At 64.8% G+C, this 17,579-nt stretch carries 18 protein-coding genes; 16 read left to right on the top strand and 2 right to left on the bottom strand.

Translation table 11 applies throughout. The annotated features are described in order from the left end of the window. Window positions 1-69 precede the first annotated feature (69 nt). Entirely contained in the window at window positions 70-1,803 is a 1,734-nt protein-coding gene (locus tag llg_RS08650) for a cation:proton antiporter (RefSeq protein WP_338289374.1), read from the top strand. Between the two features lie 4 nt (window positions 1,804-1,807). Here the strand turns inward: llg_RS08650 and llg_RS08645 are convergent, their stop codons facing one another. Further along, window positions 1,808-2,392 carry a sugar O-acetyltransferase gene (locus llg_RS08645; RefSeq protein ID WP_338289372.1) on the bottom strand — a complete coding sequence of 195 codons (585 nt, stop codon included), beginning with the start codon at window positions 2,390-2,392 and terminating at the stop codon, window positions 1,808-1,810. A 140-nt stretch (window positions 2,393-2,532) separates the two neighbouring features. On the opposite strand from llg_RS08645, the gene llg_RS08640 reads away from it, so the two are divergent. The 6 genes from llg_RS08640 (at window position 2,533) to tnpA (ending at window position 9,188) form a co-directional block, all read left to right on the top strand. Then, complete coding sequence (locus llg_RS08640) at window positions 2,533-3,498, top strand: ThuA domain-containing protein (RefSeq protein ID WP_338289370.1); 966 nt, start codon at window positions 2,533-2,535, stop codon at window positions 3,496-3,498. A 147-nt stretch (window positions 3,499-3,645) separates the two neighbouring features. Continuing rightward, a complete protein-coding gene (locus tag llg_RS08635; protein ID WP_338289369.1) occupies window positions 3,646-3,918 on the top strand; it encodes a WXG100 family type VII secretion target in 273 nt (90 codons plus the stop codon). Between the two features lie 28 nt (window positions 3,919-3,946). Continuing rightward, entirely contained in the window at window positions 3,947-4,480 is a 534-nt protein-coding gene (locus llg_RS08630) for a hypothetical protein (protein ID WP_338289368.1), read from the top strand. Further along, window positions 4,477-4,689 (top strand): hypothetical protein, encoded by a 213-nt coding sequence (locus llg_RS08625; protein WP_338289367.1) that lies wholly within the window; start codon window positions 4,477-4,479, stop codon window positions 4,687-4,689. The genes llg_RS08630 and llg_RS08625 overlap by 4 nt, the downstream gene beginning before the upstream one ends. After that, the gene (locus llg_RS08620) at window positions 4,673-8,539 is read left to right on the top strand and encodes an FtsK/SpoIIIE domain-containing protein (RefSeq protein WP_338289365.1); all 3,867 of its coding nucleotides are present in this window, start codon (window positions 4,673-4,675) and stop codon (window positions 8,537-8,539) included. The genes llg_RS08625 and llg_RS08620 overlap by 17 nt, the downstream gene beginning before the upstream one ends. A 196-nt stretch (window positions 8,540-8,735) precedes the next feature. Beyond that, the gene (tnpA, locus tag llg_RS08615; RefSeq protein WP_338289363.1) at window positions 8,736-9,188 is read left to right on the top strand and encodes an IS200/IS605 family transposase; all 453 of its coding nucleotides are present in this window, start codon (window positions 8,736-8,738) and stop codon (window positions 9,186-9,188) included. A gap of 232 nt (window positions 9,189-9,420) precedes the next feature. Here tnpA and llg_RS08610 read toward each other — a convergent pair whose 3' ends face one another. Then, a complete protein-coding gene (locus tag llg_RS08610; protein ID WP_338289361.1) occupies window positions 9,421-10,185 on the bottom strand; it encodes a hypothetical protein in 765 nt (254 codons plus the stop codon). Window positions 10,186-10,320: 135 nt separating this feature from the next. Between llg_RS08610 and hemL the strand changes: the two genes are divergently transcribed. The 9 genes from hemL (at window position 10,321) to llg_RS08565 (ending at window position 17,572) form a co-directional block, all read left to right on the top strand. Then, on the top strand, window positions 10,321-11,610 hold the full coding sequence (hemL, locus tag llg_RS08605; RefSeq protein WP_338289359.1) for a glutamate-1-semialdehyde 2,1-aminomutase: 1,290 nt from the start codon (window positions 10,321-10,323) through the stop codon (window positions 11,608-11,610). Between the two features lie 72 nt (window positions 11,611-11,682). Continuing rightward, on the top strand, window positions 11,683-12,708 hold the full coding sequence (locus tag llg_RS08600; protein ID WP_338289356.1) for a hypothetical protein: 1,026 nt from the start codon (window positions 11,683-11,685) through the stop codon (window positions 12,706-12,708). A gap of 26 nt (window positions 12,709-12,734) precedes the next feature. Continuing rightward, on the top strand, window positions 12,735-12,989 hold the full coding sequence (locus tag llg_RS08595) for a type II toxin-antitoxin system Phd/YefM family antitoxin (RefSeq protein ID WP_338289354.1): 255 nt from the start codon (window positions 12,735-12,737) through the stop codon (window positions 12,987-12,989). 1 nt (window position 12,990) lies between these two features. Beyond that, window positions 12,991-13,404: a type II toxin-antitoxin system VapC family toxin gene (locus llg_RS08590; protein ID WP_338289353.1), complete on the top strand. Its 414-nt coding sequence runs from the start codon at window positions 12,991-12,993 to the stop codon at window positions 13,402-13,404. Window positions 13,405-13,464: 60 nt separating this feature from the next. After that, window positions 13,465-13,743, top strand: a complete 279-nt coding sequence (locus tag llg_RS08585; RefSeq protein ID WP_338289351.1) for a hypothetical protein — start codon at window positions 13,465-13,467, stop codon at window positions 13,741-13,743. Between the two features lie 45 nt (window positions 13,744-13,788). Then, window positions 13,789-14,568, top strand: a complete 780-nt coding sequence (locus llg_RS08580) for an SDR family NAD(P)-dependent oxidoreductase (RefSeq protein WP_338289349.1) — start codon at window positions 13,789-13,791, stop codon at window positions 14,566-14,568. Between the two features lie 31 nt (window positions 14,569-14,599). Next, on the top strand, window positions 14,600-15,166 hold the full coding sequence (locus llg_RS08575; RefSeq protein ID WP_338289347.1) for a DUF1287 domain-containing protein: 567 nt from the start codon (window positions 14,600-14,602) through the stop codon (window positions 15,164-15,166). Window positions 15,167-15,306: 140 nt separating this feature from the next. Next, complete coding sequence (locus llg_RS08570) at window positions 15,307-15,681, top strand: VOC family protein (RefSeq protein WP_338289346.1); 375 nt, start codon at window positions 15,307-15,309, stop codon at window positions 15,679-15,681. 58 nt (window positions 15,682-15,739) lie between these two features. Then, on the top strand, window positions 15,740-17,572 hold the full coding sequence (locus llg_RS08565) for a hypothetical protein (RefSeq protein WP_338289345.1): 1,833 nt from the start codon (window positions 15,740-15,742) through the stop codon (window positions 17,570-17,572). Window positions 17,573-17,579 lie beyond the last annotated feature (7 nt).

The following is a 17,579-nucleotide window of genomic DNA, read 5'->3' as shown; positions in this document are numbered from 1 at the left end:
AAAATCCGCCAGGCGAGCAAATTTTCCGGGACGGGGGTGGCTACCTGCGTATCCTCCAACGGCGCTTTCATGAACCACCTCGACCTGATCCTCACCCTAACAGGCGGCCTCGCGGCCGCGCTCGCGCTCGGCCTGGGCTCCCAGAAGCTCGGACTGTCCCCGATCGTGGGCTACCTGCTGGCCGGGATCCTGGTGAGCCCGAACACGCCGGGCTTCGCGGCGAACAAGGACTTGGCGAAGGAAATGGCGGAGATCGGCGTGATCCTGCTGATGTTCGGGGTGGGCCTGCATTTCCACTTCAAGGAGCTGCTGGCGGTGAAACGGATCGCGATTCCCGGGGCGGTGGTCCAGAGCGCGGCGGCCACGGTGCTGAGCATGGTGGTGATGCACCAGTTCTTCGGCTGGAGCTGGACGCAGGGAGCGGTGTTCGGAATGGCGATCGCGGTGGCCAGCACGGTGGTGCTGACGCGGGTACTGGTGGACCACAACGACCTGCACAAGCCGATCGGGCACATCGCGATCGGCTGGCTGGTGGTGGAGGATCTGTTCACGGTGTTCGTGCTGGTGCTGATCCCGGCGGTGTTCGGCGGCACGGTGAGCGGCGGCGGCGCGCTGGCGATGGCGATCGGCTGGACGGCGCTCAAGATCGTGGCGCTGGTGGCCTTCACCTTCCTGGTCGGCGGTTGGGCGATCCCACGGCTGCTGACAATGATCGCCCGCACCGGCTCACGGGAGCTGTTCACGCTGGGCGTGCTGGTGATCGCGCTCGGCATCGCGGTGGGCGCGGCGAAGTTGTTCGGCGTCTCGATGGAACTGGGCGCCTTCCTCGCGGGAATGGTGGTGGCCCGCTCCGATTTCAGCACCCGGGCGGCCACCGACGCGCTGCCGATGAAGGATGCCTTCGGCGTGCTGTTCTTCGTCTCGGTGGGGATGCTGTTCAACTGGGGCAGTCTGGTGGCGACCCCGTGGCTGGCGGTGGCGACCATCGGCATCATCCTGATCGGCAAGCCGCTGGCCGCGATCGTGATCGCGCTGCTGCTGCGCTACCCGCTGAAGACCGCGCTCGGCGTCGGCGCGGTGCTGTCCCAGATCGGCGAGTTCTCCTTCATCGTCGGCACCATGGGCCGGCAATACGGGCTGCTGGATGAGAAAGCCTTCAACGTGCTGGTGGCCTCGGCGATCGTCACGATCACGGTGTCCCCTCTGATCTACCGCTCGGTGACGCCGCTCGACCGCTGGCTGTCCCGGCTGCCGGGCATGCGCGCCCTGGCGGCCCGCGCGACGGGAGCTCCGGACAACCACGACCTGCCGGGCGACGACCAGGAACGGCGCGCGGTGATCGTGGGCTACGGACCCGTCGGCAAGACGGTGGCGCGGCTGCTGCGGGACAACGGTTTCACCCCCGCGGTGATCGAAATGAACGTCGACACCGTCCACAAGCTGCGCGAAAAGGGCATCCCCGCGATCTACGGCGATGCCAGCCACCCGGACATCCTCAAGGCGGCAGGCATCGAGCGCGCGGACATTTTCATCCTCAGCGCCTCCAGCGTGGACATGGGCCACGAGGCAATCCAGCAGGCGAAGAGCCAGAACCCGAAGATCCGGGTGCTGGCCCGCACCGCCTACCTGCGCGAGGCCGACGAGCTGCTCAACGAGGGCGCGGACGGCGTGTTTTCCGGCGAAGGCGAGGTGGCGCTGTCGATGACCGAGCACATCCTCGAATACTTCGGCGCGACCGACGAGCAGGTCGACCGCGAGCGCGACCGCATCCGCCGCGAGCTGTTTGGCACGGTGGAGGCGTGACCCGTCAACCGCGGGGCCCGTTTCCGATCTCCTCCGGCCGGATCTCCCGCAGCACGCGGCAGGGATTTCCCACGGCCACCACGTTCGCCGGGATGTCCTTGGTCACCACGCTGCCCGCGCCGATGACGGTGTTGTCGCCGATGGTCACGCCGGGATTGAGGATCGCGCCGCCGCCGATCCAGACGCGGTTGCCGATGGTGACCGGCAGCGCGAACTCGATGTCCTGCGCGCGGGTCACCGGGTCGAGCGGGTGTCCGGCGGTGTAGATGCTCACGTTCGGACCGATCAGGACCTGGTCGCCGATGGTGACGCGGTTGCAATCGAGAATCACCAGGTTGTAGTTCGCGTAGCTGCCCTCGCCCCAGTGGATGTTGTAGCCGTAGTCGCAGCGGAATGGCGGCTCGACGTAGAAGCGGCTGCCGACCGAGCCGAAGAGCCCGCGGAGCAGGGCGTGGCGCTCGTCCACCTTGGACGGGGCCATGCCGTTGAACTCGAACAGCACCTCCTTGGCATGGAGGCGTTCGTTCGCCAGCTCCTCGCCGAAGGAGAAATAGGGTTCCCCGGCCAGCATCTTCTCCTTTTCGGTCATGGCCGGAAGATGGGCGGGAATGGCGTCCCCGCCACCGGAAAAATCCCCTCTTTTCCCGCCGGAACTGTATGGGAGAACCGCGCAGAAAGTTGCATGCAGACGGCGCTTTTCAACAACGAAAGCCGTGGTAGGCTTTTCCCATGTCGCCACGAATCGCCCTGACCCTGGGGTCCCTTGCCATGCTCGTCGCCGCTCCCAGCCACGCTGCCGATGCCGCCAAGAAGAAGATCCTGTTCTTCTCGAAATCGAGCGGGTTCGAGCACGACGTGATCTCCTACAAGAAAGGCCAGCCGAGCTTCGCGGAGAAGCAGCTCCTCGAGCTCGGGGAGAAGAACGGCTGGGAGTTCACCTTCTCGAAGGACGGCTCGAAGTTCGGCAAGGACTACCTGAACCAGTTCGACGCGGTGTTCTTCTACACCACCGGCGACCTGCTGACCGAGGGCACCGACAAGCAGCCGGCGATGACAGCGGCGGGCAAGCAGGCGCTGTTCGACTACGTGCGGGCGGGCCACGGCTTCATCGGCACCCACTCGGCGACCGACACCTTCCACACCGACAACGAGAGCAAGAAGGGCCCGGAGCGCTATGTGAACCACGGCGCGAAGGCGGATCCCTACGTCCACTTCATCGGCGCGGAGTTCATCCTCCACGGGGCCCAGCAGCCGGCGAAGCTGACCGTGGCCGATCCGAAGTTCCCGGGTTTCGCGGAGCTGCCGAAGGACTTCTCGTTCCCGGAGGAATGGTACTCGCTGAAGGATTTCAACTCCGACATCCACGTGCTGACGGTGATCGACTCCCCCGCCATGAAGGGCGATCCCTACAAGCGCCCCGCCTTCCCGAACACCTGGGCCCGCCAGGAGGGCAAGGGCCGCGTCTGGTACACGGCGATGGGCCACCGCGAGGATGTGTGGACGAACCCGATCTTCCAATCGATCCTCACCGGCGGCGTGAAGTGGGCGCTGGGCGAGGTGAAGGCGGACGTGACGCCGAACCTCAAGGCGACCGCGCCGGGAGCGATGACGAACCCGCCGTACGTCGAACCGAAGCCTGCCGCCGCCGCGAAACCGGCCGCCGCGGGGGCTCCGGCACCGGCTGCCGTCCATTGATTTTACCGCTCTTTTACAAAGGGCACCTCCCCGGGCGGGAGGTGCCCTTTTTCTTTCACGCGAAGGCGGGGGAACCGAGAATGAAACTGGCGTCCGCGAAGAGGATGACGTTGAATGATGGATAAGTGCCGGAATGGCACCACCGTCATGTCCCAAGCCATCATCGATCCCGAGGAGGTCCGTCGTTTCGCGGCGGAGCTGAAGCGTTTCAATGGAGATCTGCGCGAGCGCTCCGCCTCGCTGATGGCGCGCTTCACGGCGCTGGGTGAAACGTGGCAGGATCAGGAGCAGGAGAAGTTCGCGGGCGAGTTCACCCAGTTGATGAAGACCCTGAAGGCCTTTCTGGAGCTGTCGGACCGCCACACGCCGTATCTGCTGCGGAAGGCGGAGCGCATCCAGCAGTACCTCGACCAACGCTGAACCCGGCCGGTTCCCTTCCCCACCCGCCATGTCGGACCAAGCCCGGATCGCCTCGATCGAAGCCCTGGAACATTTCCGGGCGGACCTGATCCGCTACATCAACCAGGCGCGGTCCGCGCTGGAGGAGATGGTGGGCGACGTGCGCCGCACCCGGACCTGGCTGGACACCGACCGCCTCCAGCACTGGGGGATGCAGGTGAAGCGCCAGGCGAAGCGGCTGGAACAGGCCGAGCAGGAGCTCTACAGCGCCACCCTCACCGACCCGAAGGGCAGCCACGCGCTGCAAAAAATGAACGTCCAGAAGTGCAAGCGGCTGGTCGAGGAGGCGGAGGAGCGGCTGCGGGTGGTCCAGCATTGGCGGAAGCAATTCGACAACCGCGCCGAGCCGCTGGTCCGCCAACTGGACCGGATGTTCGGACAATTGGGACAACAATTGCCGCGCGGGGTTTTCTCCTTGGGAGAGACCATCAAATCCCTCCAGGCCTACGCCGAAACCCAGCGTCCGGTGCAGCCCGCGAACCCGGCTCCCGAAACCCCGACCGATCCCCCAAACCCCTCATGAGCGTCTCGAACAGCAAAGGGCTCCTCACCGGCGCCACCGGCCAGCTCCAGGCGCGGTGGCTGGAAACCCGCGGCTCGTGGCGCGACCGCAAGGCGCTCGAGTTCGAGGAAACCTATCTCTCCGACCTCGAGTCGAGCGTGAGCGCCACCGTGAAAGTCATCGAGGAGATCGAACGCCTCCTTTCCCAAGTCCATGCCGATTGTGAATGACCCCATCGACCCCGGCCAGGTGCTGGAAAAACTCGCCCGTCTCCAGGAAGGGATCGGCAGGACCGTGGCCCGCGAACAGGAACTGGCGAAGTCCCGCGAGGAGCAGCGCGTGCGCGTGATCCGGGATGTGTCCGCGAAGGAGAACCACGACCGCCAGACGCTCGCCAACCGCACCGAGGAACTGCGGCGGGAGCACGAGCGGAGGGTCGAGCGGCAGCAGGCTCTCTACGAGAAACGTCGTACGTGGATCCAGAACGCGTGGCACGCCAGCCGGAAGGCGCTCTCGGCGCGGATGCAGGAGGAGAAGGACGGCAAGGTGCGCGCCGCGCATGGTTCGATGGTGGCGGATCGCCAGCGGCGACAGAAGGATCTCGCCCGGGCAGCGGAGGGCCACCGGGCGTTCAAGGAAGTGCTGGCGGGCGATCTCCAGGCACGGGAAGAGCTGAAGGTTTCGCTGAAGAAGGCGCTGCGATCGTTCGCTCCGCTGCTGCTCCGCGGTGTCGACCAGATCGACAAGGCCCGGGTGAAGACCCTGGCGGCGGGCGAACCCGCGGTGTTGCGCGAGGCCGTGGTGGCGGATCTGGAGGAAGCCCGCGAGGCAGTGGCCGCGGCGCACCGGCTGCCGCTGGCGAAACTGTTCCGTTTCCTGCCGTGGGTGGTGCTGGCGGCGATCGGCGCGGCGGTGCACGTCTGGCTTTCCCGCTCCGGCACGCCGTTGATGCCGGGGCTGGCCATCACCGAGGGCGCGATCGCCGCGGCCTGGCTGGTGGCGCTCGGCCTCTCGTGGTCGACCGGACGCCGGGCGGTCGCGGCGCTTCTAGCGGCCAAGGAACACGCGGCGGCGGCCCGGATGCTTTCCAGCGCGCGGGTCGCGGATCTGAAGACGCGGGTGGAGAAGGAGGAGCACGATCAGAACGAGCGGATCAGCGAGGTATTCGGGCAAACCGACGCCGAACTGCGGGCCCAAACGGTGGAAGCGATGAAGAAGGTCGATGCACGCCATGCCCGAATCCCCGCGAAACACGACCAACTCCACCAGCGGAACCTCGCCAACCTCAAGCGCCGCCACGAGGCCGCGCTGGGAATGAGCCACTCGGACTCCGCGGAGATGGCGCTAACGCGTTCCCACGAACGCGACGACGCGATGGCGGTAATCGAACGCGCCATCAACGCCTCGATCTCCGAATTGGTTCCGCCTTGGGAGGCCGCCGTTGTCCCACTGAAGGCCGAGGTGGACGCCTTGGCCGCGCCAGCCGAGGCCCGCTATCCGGCGTGGACGCAGGAACAATGTGAACGCTGGGCACCGCCGGAGGAAACGCCCGCCGCGATCCGCATCGGCCACCTCCAAGTGGATCTCGCGAAACAGAACGGCGGCATTCCGAAATCCCCACGCCTGCCGCTGCCGGGCGAAGCGGTGCTCCAGGTACCGCTGGCGCTCGGGTTCCCGCAGCATGGTTCGCTGATGATCGAGACCACCGGCGATCCGGCGACCGCCATCGCCGCGATCAATGGCATCGCGCTGCGCCTGTTCGCAAGCCTTCCGCCGGGCCGGGCCTCGTTCGTGTTCATCGATCCGGTGGGACTCGGGCGCGGATTCGCCGGGCTGATGCACCTCGCCGACTACGAGGAGACGCTCATCACGAACCGCATCTGGACGCAAACCACGCAGATCGAGGAGCGCCTCGCCGAGCTGTGCGAGCACATCGAGAAGGTGATCCAGATGTATCTCCGCAACGAGTACGCCACCATCGCCGACTACAACGCGCAGGCCGGCAGCGTGGCGGAGAAATACCGTTTCCTGGTGATCGGCGGATTCCCGGCGGCCTTCAGCGAGACGGCATCGAAGCGGCTGCGCTCGATCGCGGCCAGCGGCGCGCGCTGCGGCGTGCACCTGCTGATCCAGTGCGATCTCCGACAGCAGACGATCGACCCGGGGCTCGACGAGGAACTGCGCCGCGCCTGCCTGCGGGTGACGCTGGACCATGGCAAGTTTCACCTCGCCGATCCCACGCACGCGGCCCACGAGGTGGTGTTCGACACGCCGCCTTCCGACGAGGACATGAGCACGCTGATCCACCGCATCGGCCAAGCGAGCATCGACTCGAACCGGGTGCAGGTTCCGTTCTCCCACATCACCCCGCCGGTGGCCGAGCGCTGGACGCTGGACACCTCCGAGGAACTGCGCGTGCCGATCGGGCGCGCGGGCGCGAAGAAGCTCCAGATGCTCGCGATCGGCAAGGGCACGCGCCAGCACATGCTGGTGGCGGGCAAGACCGGATCGGGCAAGTCCACCCTCTTCCACGTGATCATCACCAACCTGGCGCTGTGGTGCAGCCCGGAGCAGGTGGAGTTCTACCTGGTGGACTTCAAGAAGGGCGTGGAGTTCAAGTGCTACGGCTCGAAGCACCTGCCGCACGCGCGGGTGGTGGCGATCGAGAGCGACCGCGAATTCGCGCTGAGCGTGCTCCAGCAGGTGGACCAGGAGCTGCGCCGCCGCGGCGAACTGTTCCGCAAGGGAGGCTCACAGGATCTGGCCTCCTACAACCGCAATGGCTCGCCGCTGCCGCGGACGCTGCTGTTGATCGACGAGTTCCAGGAGTTCTTCACCGAGGACGACGCGGTGGCGCAGGAAGCCTCGCTGCTGCTCGATCGCATCGTGCGCCAGGGCCGTGCCTTCGGGATCCACGTGATCCTCGGTTCGCAGACGCTCGGCGGCGCCTACACGCTGGCCCGCGCGACGCTCGGCCAGATGGTGATCCGGGTGGCGCTCCAGTGCAACGAGGCGGACGCCCATCTGATCATGGACGAGGACAATCCCGCGCCGCGGCTGCTCACCCGTCCCGGCGAGGGCATCTACAACGACCAGGCCGGCGCGCTCGCCGCGAACAGCCCGTTCCAGATCGTGTGGCTGGCCGAGCAGGAGCGGGACAAGCTGCTCGACGAGGTGGCCGCGCTCGCCCGCCAACGCGCGGAGTTTCCCGCGGTGCCGATCGTGTTCGAGGGCAATGCCCCGGCCGAGATCCGCGACAACGTCGAACTGGCCGCCGCGCTCCGGAACCGCCCGAGCCAACGCCCCGCCGCGGGCCGCGCCTGGCTGGGTGCCCCGAACTCGATCAAGGGCCCGACCGAGGCGCGTTTCCAACGCCAGAGCGGCAGCCACCTGCTGGTGGTGGGGCAGTCCGGCGAGCGCACGTTCTCGCTGCTGCTGGTCTCGATCCTTTCACTGGCCTCGCAGTATCCCGCGGGCCAAGCGGAGTTCGTGATCCTCGATCCGAACGCGGCGGAGCTGCCGGGCGAGGAGTCGTTCCAAGCGCTCACCAAACTCCTCCCGCACAAGGTCAGCGTCGGCGGCCCGGCGGAGGTGGCCGCGCTGATGACGGAGGTGAACGCGACGCTGGAAAGCCGCGCCGCGGGAGCTTCCGCCGATGCGCCGGAAGTCTTCGTGATCGTGCGCGATCTGCAACGGTTCAAGGCGCTTCGGCCCGAGGACGATTTCCGGTTCTCGATGGACGACGATGCCTCCTCGGCCGCGAATCCCTCGCAGGTGTTCTCCAATCTCCTCAACGAAGGCGGACCCGCGGGCATGCACGTGATCACCTCGACAGATACCTGGAACAACGTCAGCCGCTGGATTCCGCGCAAGCTGATGGCCGAGTTCGAAATGCGGGTGCTGTTCCAGATGAGTGCGAACGATTCCGCGAACCTCATCGACGGCCCAGCGGCCTCCGCGCTGGGGCTGCACCGCGCGCTCTTCCACAACGAGCACCTCGGCAGCGATGAGACCTTCCGGCCCTACGCGCTGCCGGATGAGGAGTGGCTGGAGGAGGCGGCAGCGAAGTTCAGAGAGTAGGAGGTTTTCACCATTCGGTCGGCACCTTCTCTCCAGTCGCGTAGCGACGTCTGATCGTAGCCGTGGGTTTCAACCCACGGACCCCGTGGGGATGTCGATCGGAGTCGCGGAGCGACGATGGAGCGGGCTCGACTCCCCCTCCCATGTTTGATTTTTGTTAGATCCGGCGCTCCATCCATTTTCGAAGACAAGCACCATGGGCAACACCTACACCTCCCTGCATTACCACGTGGTTTTCGGCACAAAGGGCCGTGAACCATGGATCACGCGGGAGCTGGAAGAGCGCATCTGGAGCTACATGGCCGCGATTGCCCGCGACAACGCGATGACCGCCTTGCAAATCGGCGGGGTGGAGGACCATGTGCATATCCTGCTGAGGGCGCCGGCCACAATGGCCCTCAGCAAGATGGCCCAATTGATCAAAGGAGGCTCGTCCGGGTGGATTCGCAAAACATTTCCGGAGCGGAAGGATTTCCAGTGGCAGGATGGCTACGGGGCTTTCACGGTGAGCCGCTCCTCCATTGGAGACGTGACGGAATACATCCGGAACCAGCGCGAACACCATCGGGTGAAAACCTTCCAGGAGGAATATCTGGCGTTTCTCCAGCGCCACGAGATCGACTTCGATCCGCGATATGTATGGGACTGATTCCCGGTCCTGCCGCCCTTCCATCGTCGCTACGCGACTCAAGAATCCACAATGCCGCGAGGTCCGTGGGTTGAAACCCACGGCTACGATCAGACGTCGCTCCGCGACTTCAGAGAACCGCATCCCCACAAGGCCCGTGGGTTGAAACCCACCGCTACGATCAAGCGTCGCTCCGCGACTGAAGAATCGAGGAAGCATGCTGTAGGAAACAGGGCGATCCTCCCCGACAACATCACCACCCGAACACGATCGGCGGGACGATGAGCCTCACGTCCCCCGCCCCGCGGCGGTTGTTCTCGCTTTCCTCGATGGCGGTGACGAAGCCGTTGTCGAACTCGACCGAGGTCTTGCCCTTCTCGATCCGGGTCACGCTGACGAGCTGACGGAAGAGGTTGCCGGTGTAGGGATCGCGGACGAGGGCGTAGTTCTTCTGGTCCTCGTAATCGATGTACTCCCAGCGGCCGGTCTCGCCCTTGCCGGTTTTGCGGAGGTCGGTCTTGGTCGGCTTGCCGAGAGAGGTGGCGACCTCGGAGACGGTCATGCCGACGGCCACCTGGTGGTTCGCGATGAGGCGCTGGACCACGATCTGGCGGCTGTAGAGCTTCTTGAGGTTCTCGACGAAATTCGGGTCCTTCGAGGAGAAGGCCCACGGCGGCACCCAACCGGCGATGCCATCGGTGGTGCCCTTGCCGCGGACGTAGTAGGCCCGCTCGGTCATGGCCTCGAGCTTCACCGTTTGGCCAGCCTGGATGAACCCGAGCCGGTGGCTGCCCTCCTTGTCCGAGAACACGGGGGCCTCCTTGATGATCGTCAGCTCGACGGGGCGCTTCGCCGGGTCGTTGAAATAGACCACCCCGGCCTCCATTTCGAGCTTCGACTGGCGGTCGCGGTCGCTGCGGCCGACGCCGCCGAAGCGCGCGCTCTGCGCGGCGGCGGGCCCGGCGCAAAGCCCGCAGGCCGCGGCCAGGGTGAGAAAACGGAAGACGATGGGTTTCATGGTGTTGGCACGATAGGCGAGGGCGGGGAAAAGCCCAAGCCGGATTCGTGGGACGGACCGGGCGGGTTTTCCATTCACGGAAAATTCGTCCACCTTGGGATTGGACGCGGCGGGCGCGGCGGGCATCCTCCCCGCATGAATTCGCCCGGCCCGCTCTCGCAGAAGCTTTTCGCCACCGCCAAGGACTTCATCCCCGGCGGCGTGAACTCCCCCGTCCGCGCCTTCCGCAACGTGGGCGGCGAGCCGTTCTTCGTCCGCAGCGCGAAGGGCAGCCGCATCCAGGACGTGGATGGGAAGACCTACATCGACTACATCGGCTCGTGGGGCCCGAACATCCTCGGCCATGCCCCAGCGGTGGTGACGAACACCATCCACGAGGTCGCCAAGTCCGGTATCTCCTTCGGCATCCCGAACCCCTTCGAGGTCGAAATGGCCCGCACCATCACCGAGTGGGTGCCGTCCGTGCAGAAGGTCCGCATGACCAGCAGCGGCACCGAGGCGACGATGTCCGCGATCCGGGTGGCCCGCGGGTTCACGAAGCGCGATTACATCATCAAGTTCGACGGCTGCTACCACGGCCACAGCGATTCCCTTCTTGTCGCGGCCGGATCGGGTGCCCTCACCCACGGCGAACCGGACTCCGCCGGAGTGCCGAAGGCTTTCGCGGAAAAAACCATCGTCCTGCCCTACAATGATCCCGAGGCGCTGGAGAAGGTCTTCGCCGCGCAGGGCGACCAGATCGCGGCGATCATCGTGGAGTCCTATCCCGCCAACGCCGGATTCGTGCTGCCGAAACCGGGTTATCTCGATCTGCTCAGCTCGATCACGAAGAAGTACGGCGCGCTGTTGATCTTCGACGAGGTGATGACCGGATTCCGCCTCGGCAAGGCCGGGGTGCAGGGGCTCGAAAACCTCACGCCGGACCTGAGCTGCTTTGGCAAGGTGATCGGCGGCGGCCTGCCGGTGGGTGCCTTCGGCGGCCGGGCCGAGGTGATGGACATGCTCGCGCCAATCGGCCCGGTCTACCAGGCCGGCACGCTTTCCGGGAACCCGCTGGCGATGGCCGCGGGCCTGGCGCAGCTCAAGGAACTGGCGAAGCCCTCCGGCTTCCCGCGGCTGGAGGAACTCGGCGCGCATTTCGAAGCCGGACTGCGCAAGGTCTTCACCGAGCGCGGCATCCCGCACCGCATCAACCGCGTCGGCTCGATGTTCTGCCTGTTCTTCACCGACCGCGAGATCGTGAACGTCAGCGACGTGATGAAGCAGGACCTGGAGCTGTTTAAGAAGTTCTTCTGGGGCAGCCTGGAGAAGGGCATCTACATCGCCCCGAGCCCGTATGAAACCGGCTTCCTCTCGCTGGCCCACACCGAGGCGGATCTCGATGACACGCTGACGGTGTTTGAAGAGGTACTGCGGGGGATTTGAGGCTTTTGTGGACGCATTCTGGATCGTTTGCTAATACTCCAACCAACATTCGAGCACTTCCGGATGTAAACCATGCCCCGATTTTCAGCCGATTTCTTGTTCCAACGTCTTTGCGAAGCCTCCGGAGCATCAAAAAATCGGGGCATCTTAAGCGAAGACGTATTATTGCGGCGAGCGAAATGGTTAGAGTCTGATTTGGAAGCACTTGCCATTCCGGGATTCGAAATCGGAGTGCCGCGCTGGTTCGGACAACTGCCCTTCCCACTGCTTGAATACAAATTCGGTAAAACCGATCATGACATCAATCGAGCGGGAGATCCTATTACGATCAGAAAGAACGTCGATGCAATGGAAGGGACCAGCCTGAGCCGCGAGAGCCTTCTCTACCTCAGCAAAGTCTCTGAGATTGGACACACCATTATACCGCACATCTGGCCCTCACACTCCCAACTTCGCAAAGGCTTGCGCCTTGGCACTCAGCATCTGGACACGCTCAATGAAGTGTGGTGGCTCGCTAGGTGGCTCGGAATAGACGATGAGTCAGTCGAGCACGAAAAAACAGTAGACTGCAAAAAGGAGAATCTAGCAAAGCCGAAACCAAGCTCGGTGGATTGGAAGTTTACCGTATTGGGCAACCAGGTTTCCATCAATCTGGAGGTCAAAAATCGGAAAGGCACCATTGGCTGCACTCCTTTTAAAAAAAGGGCTTACCTATTTGGCGACAACCCTGAGAAGTCATTCGGCATAAGCCGACACGATGAGATAAATGTGCTCGCCATCACCGCCTACCATGGAGGTTCGATTTCTTCTGACGAGGAAGCATCCCTTGTCCGCAGCTATTTCGAAGGGTTGGAAGCTCCGGTAGTCGATGCTGTCGCGATTATTGTAAGATGCGGCTCGAACTGCCGAATCAGCTACGAGAAGCTGTATTTTCCAAGCAATCGGGATCTGGCCAACAAAGACTCAATTCTAAGGATCGCGTTCAATCCGATGGATCGTGAAGATCATTCGAAATTTGGAATGGTCTCGTTTCCTATGAGCATCGAAGAAACCTTAAAATCGATGCGCACAGGGGCGGACGGATTCTGTCTAGACTAGCCAGAATTGCGCGATAGAGTTCCAACATGCAAAAGGTCTGGCAACTCCAGGACGCGAAGAACCATTTCAGTGAAGTGGTCACGCAGGCCATGGAGCACGGCGCGCAAACTGTGACCAAGCATGGCAAACCCGCCGTGGTGATCGTGTCCGCGGAGGAATACCGCCGCCTCCGCCAGCCGGAGAAATCCCTCGTGGCCGTGCTCCGGGAATGCCCGGAGGATCTGTCCAAGTGGATCGGGCCGCGCTCGAAGGAACCGGCACGGAACATCCGCTTCGAGTAAGATGACCTACCTGCTGGACACCAACGTCGTCTGCGAGGCCACCGCCCGGGAACCGGATCCCCATGTGCTGGCCTGGTGTGAAACCCACGCCCATGAGTGCGTGTTGTCCGCCGTGACCCTGGGCGAAATCCTCAAGGGTATCCACCTGATGCCAGCCGGGAAGCGAAAGAACGCCATCGCCGCCTGGGCGGAACGGGTCGAAAGGGATTTCCGTGATGCGCTCCTGCCGTTGGACGCCGCGGTCTTTGGAGTCTGGGGAAAGTTCTACGCCAAACACGAGTCCAAGGGTTTCAACATGGGGGTGCTGGACAGTCTGATTGCCGCTACCGCCTTGCACCATGACCTCGTCGTGGTCACCCGCAACACGCGGGATTTTCCAGCGGAGGTGCGGACCCTCAACCCGTGGAACGCCTGATGGCGCGGCAAGAATTTCCATTGTCAGTCTCCCCCCGGTGGCATTGAAAGGGGCCTCCGCATGCCGTTTCCCCGCAACAAAGCCACCCGCAAGAACTACAAGGACACCCAATACTTGTGGTACATGGGCCACAAGGAGGGGAAGACCGAGCTGCAAATCGAAATGACCGCGTCGGTGAACGGCCAGACCTTGATCGCCGAGTTGCCGCGGATCGTGAACCAGACGATGATCGAGGCGGCGATCGACTACGGCCGCAAGGCGGGCTGGACGCCGGACCAGGCGGCCCCCCCGTTCCGCTGCAAGTACCTGCGCGGGCAGTTCACCCGGTTGGAAGACTGACACGGCTTTTTGACGCCGCCGGGGACCCGTGCTAACGGGGACGGCATGGATCTCCAACTTTCGGGCAAGACCGCCCTCGTCACCGGTTCCACCAAGGGCATCGGCCTCGGCATCGCCCGCGCCCTGGCCCGTGAGGGAGCGAGCGTCATCGTCAACGGCCGCAGCGAGGCCTCCGCCAAGGCCGCCGCGGACCAGATCGGCAACGGCGCCCGCGGGATCGCCGCGGACGTTTCCACCGCCGCGGGCTGTGCCGCCCTCGCCGAACAGGCCGGGCCGGTGGACATCCTGGTGAACAACGCCGGGATCTTCGAACCGAAACCGTTCAAGGACATCCCGGACGAGGATTGGGAGCGCTTCTACCAGGTCAACGTGATGTCCGCCATCCGCCTGACCCGCGCGCTGCTGCCGGGCATGCTGACGCGGAACTGGGGCCGGGTGGTGTTCATCTCCAGCGAAAGCGGCATCCAGATCCCGGAGGAAATGATCCACTACGGCATGACCAAGGCCGCGGAGCTGGCGCTGGTCAACGGCATCGCCCGCACCACCAAGGGCAGCGGCGTCACCGTGAACGCCGTGCTGCCCGGCCCGACGGCCTCGGAGGGCGTCACCGATTTCGTCAGCCAGCTCGCCAGCGAGGCGGGACAGACGCCGGAGCAGTTCGAGCAGGAGTTTTTCCGCAGCGTGCGCGGGACTTCGCTGCTCCAGCGTTTCGCCACGGTCGACGAAGTCGCGGACACGGTGGCCTTCCTCTGTTCCCCGCTCGCCTCCGCCACCAATGGCGCGGCGGTGCGAGTGGACGGCGGGGTGTTGCTGGCGACGACTTGAAAAGCCGGAGCTGTCCGGGCGTAATGCCTTCATGCGCACCTTCCTCGCCTCCCTTCTCCTGCTGCTGCCGCTGCACGCGGAAACGCCCGGCCCGAAGCTGGTGGAGGCGGCGCGGAAGCAGGTGGGCGTCACCCTGACCTACGATCCCGCCTACGCGGTGCTCGGCTATCCCGGCGGCGACGTGCCGCGGGAACGCGGGGTGTGTACGGACGTGGTGGTGCGCGCATTCCGGGACGGGCTTTCGAACGATCTCCAGAAACTGGTCCACGAGGACATGAAGGCGAACTTCGGCTCCTACCCGAAGCAGTGGGGCCTTTCGAAGACCGACAAGAACATCGACCACCGCCGGGTGCCGAACCTCCAGACCTTCTTCAAGCGCCGCGGCCTGGTGCAGCCGGTGACGAAGGAGCCGGGCGATTACCAGCCAGGCGACCTGGTGACCTGCACGGTGCCGCCCAACCTGCCGCACATCATGATCGTGAGCGACAAGAAGACCGCCGACGGCCGCCCGCTGGTGATCCACAACATCGGACGCGGCGCGCAGGAGGAGGACGTGCTGTTCGTCTTCCCGCTCACCGGCCACTACCGGTGGAAATGAGACGCGTCTCATCAAGAGGGCCTTATGGCCGAAAAAAGGCATATCTAACAGGGTGTTTTTCGGCCACAAACACCAATCTTCATAGATAACACAAAAGATCATTGCGCGAGGTTGACGTGATTTCATAGCCCATGCGGCGGATGAATCACCCCGTGGCGATGTTCGAGATCATGGCGCTGGACCAGACGCGCCTGATCTCCTTCTACCAGGAGCTCTTCGGCTGGCATGTCGAATTGAGCCCGGAGGGGTTCGGCTACATCCATTTCCCGCCGTCGCCGCCCGCGGAACGCCCGATGCTGGGCGGGATCGGCAAGGCGAAGGCCGGGGTTCCCGGCTGGGAAAAGGGCACCGCACTCTACGTGCTGGTGGAAAACGTGGCGGACGCCCTGGCCCGCGCGGAGCGGCTCGGCGCCACCATCATCGTCCCGAGCAAGCCCGTGGACCACTACGTCTTCGGCATGTTCGAGGACCCGGAGAAGAACCTCCTCGGGCTGATCGAGCCGTTCAAGTCCTGACCCGCTTTCCCGGCAGTCCATCCGGATTTCCATTCATCCGCAACCCATCGCAACCACCATGAGTTATCTATCCAGCCGCCTGCGACTGCACTTCGCGGGCAAGTTCCAGGCCAGCGTTTCCACCGTGAACAACGATGTGAAACACTTCAACAACGCCACCTTCAAGCCCTCCTACCAAGAGCGCCAGGACGGGATCCACATGAACGGCTGGTGGAATCCGGACGGCGACGGCGTGTGGCGCCTGCTGGGCTGCGACATCACCGCCGCCTACAACGCGGACGGCACCGCTCCCGCCGCCAGCGACGAGATCTACAACTGCTCGATCGCGGATTCCGACGACAGCGCTCCGGCCAAGATCGTGGACCTCGATCCGGAGCAGCAGATGGTTTCCACCATCTTCGGACTCCAGGTCCGCATCGCCGATGGCCACGGCAACACGCTGATGCGCGGTTTCTTCGATCCCGGCCCGTTCACCGAGCTGTGGCTGAAGATCGTCGGAGGCGGCGGCGACCTCGCGATGGGCGCGATGTGGCAGTCGGTGGTGACCGCCACCGAGTGGGGCGACCTTTCGAACTCCCCTTTCCTCCAGGACCTGAAGGCCGCGGCCGACGCGAACACCGGGCTGCTGTCGATGAAGTTCAACGTCGACTGCTACTCGATGACCTGGCCGACCACCGAGGCTTCCGCGGAAACGCCTCCCGGCAGCCAGTTCTGCCGCGGCCGCATCGTCGGCACGCTGGGACCGGCCTCCGCCGCCGAGCCGAAACATTTCATCCTCGGCCGCCAGCTCATGGCCCCGGAAGCCGCCGCCCAGAACCTCAATCCCTCCATCAACTACTGCGCCGCGGTGGTCGATGAGACCGCTGGCGTGGTGCGGGTGGACCTCGGCAACGCGCTCCAGATCAATCCCGACGGCACCCAGGTGGACAACGGCACGCTCACGCTGTCGGTGATCCAGGACGACACGCCCGTCGAACTGGGCACGATCGCCTACACCCAGCCGGGCTGGTATCAGGCCACCGCCGGGGTGGTGGAAGTGCCGGTGACCGCCGCGCAGCTCGCGATCATCGGCAGCAACCCGCTGTCGCTGGTGCTGTCCGACTACCCGGACGCGCCAACCGCCGAGCCGGAGGGCGGCCTCTACGTCCGCGCGGACATGTTCGTGTTCCGCATGAGCCCGGGCGACACCCAGGCGGTGCCCTTCTACGCCACGGCCTACGGCCAGCCCTACACCAACCAGGAGATCACCTTCGATTACGACACCAACGGTCTCCAGGCCGGCCCCACCGATCCCGATGTGGGCACCCCGACCAGCGCGCTGACTTTCCCGGCCAGCATCACCACCGACGCGGTGGCCGGCACCGCCACGCTCACGCTGACCGCCGCCAACCCGGGCAACCCGCGCCACTACATCGACGGCCAGGTCTACGGCGTCGGCTACGGCCTCGCCGACCAGGGCCCGCTCTACCCGTCCAACATCTGGAACTTCGTCAGCGTGCTCGTGTTCGACACCTTCGTGCCGGATCACCCGATCACTTGGTACGGCAGCATGCAGCCGATCTTCCAGCAGTACGCCAACCTCTACCCGGTGATGGAGCGCTTCGTGGACCTCGGCGATTACGCCCAGGTGGTGAGCTACCGGCAGATGCTCCAGCTCGCCTTCAGCCTGCCGGAGAAGGACCCGAACGCCATGCCCGTGACCCGCGACCTCGCGCCCGCGAAACGGAAGGCCATCCTCGAGTGGCTCCAGAACCCGCTGGAAGGCACGCCGCCGCCCCAGGCCAAGACCCAGGTGCTGGCCGCCGCGCCGCCGGCCCACAGCGAGGCACTGAGCCACGGCGGCAAGGCCGCCGCCTTCTCCCGCCGCCTGTGGAGCAAACAACCCGCCTGATCCCGAA

It is taken from the genome of Luteolibacter sp. LG18, from assembly GCF_036322585.1.
In the GTDB taxonomy this organism is placed as follows: domain Bacteria; phylum Verrucomicrobiota; class Verrucomicrobiia; order Verrucomicrobiales; family Akkermansiaceae; genus Luteolibacter.
Note: the sequence above shows the minus strand (reverse complement) of the source record. Positions and strands in the feature narration are given on the sequence as shown.

Coding starts and splice junctions, on each gene's coding strand:
- llg_RS08570 (WP_338289346.1), top strand. CDS start 15,307: ATGAATCACCCCGTGGCGATGTTCGAGATCATGGCGCTGGACCAGACG.
- llg_RS08610 (WP_338289361.1), bottom strand. CDS start 10,185: ATGAAACCCATCGTCTTCCGTTTTCTCACCCTGGCCGCGGCCTGCGGG.
- llg_RS08625 (WP_338289367.1), top strand. CDS start 4,477: ATGAGCGTCTCGAACAGCAAAGGGCTCCTCACCGGCGCCACCGGCCAG.
- tnpA (WP_338289363.1), top strand. CDS start 8,736: ATGGGCAACACCTACACCTCCCTGCATTACCACGTGGTTTTCGGCACA.
- hemL (WP_338289359.1), top strand. CDS start 10,321: ATGAATTCGCCCGGCCCGCTCTCGCAGAAGCTTTTCGCCACCGCCAAG.
- llg_RS08620 (WP_338289365.1), top strand. CDS start 4,673: ATGCCGATTGTGAATGACCCCATCGACCCCGGCCAGGTGCTGGAAAAA.
- llg_RS08635 (WP_338289369.1), top strand. CDS start 3,646: ATGTCCCAAGCCATCATCGATCCCGAGGAGGTCCGTCGTTTCGCGGCG.
- llg_RS08630 (WP_338289368.1), top strand. CDS start 3,947: ATGTCGGACCAAGCCCGGATCGCCTCGATCGAAGCCCTGGAACATTTC.
- llg_RS08575 (WP_338289347.1), top strand. CDS start 14,600: ATGCGCACCTTCCTCGCCTCCCTTCTCCTGCTGCTGCCGCTGCACGCG.
- llg_RS08595 (WP_338289354.1), top strand. CDS start 12,735: ATGCAAAAGGTCTGGCAACTCCAGGACGCGAAGAACCATTTCAGTGAA.
- llg_RS08580 (WP_338289349.1), top strand. CDS start 13,789: ATGGATCTCCAACTTTCGGGCAAGACCGCCCTCGTCACCGGTTCCACC.
- llg_RS08585 (WP_338289351.1), top strand. CDS start 13,465: ATGCCGTTTCCCCGCAACAAAGCCACCCGCAAGAACTACAAGGACACC.
- llg_RS08645 (WP_338289372.1), bottom strand. CDS start 2,392: ATGACCGAAAAGGAGAAGATGCTGGCCGGGGAACCCTATTTCTCCTTC.
- llg_RS08565 (WP_338289345.1), top strand. CDS start 15,740: ATGAGTTATCTATCCAGCCGCCTGCGACTGCACTTCGCGGGCAAGTTC.
- llg_RS08600 (WP_338289356.1), top strand. CDS start 11,683: ATGCCCCGATTTTCAGCCGATTTCTTGTTCCAACGTCTTTGCGAAGCC.
- llg_RS08650 (WP_338289374.1), top strand. CDS start 70: ATGAACCACCTCGACCTGATCCTCACCCTAACAGGCGGCCTCGCGGCC.
- llg_RS08590 (WP_338289353.1), top strand. CDS start 12,991: ATGACCTACCTGCTGGACACCAACGTCGTCTGCGAGGCCACCGCCCGG.
- llg_RS08640 (WP_338289370.1), top strand. CDS start 2,533: ATGTCGCCACGAATCGCCCTGACCCTGGGGTCCCTTGCCATGCTCGTC.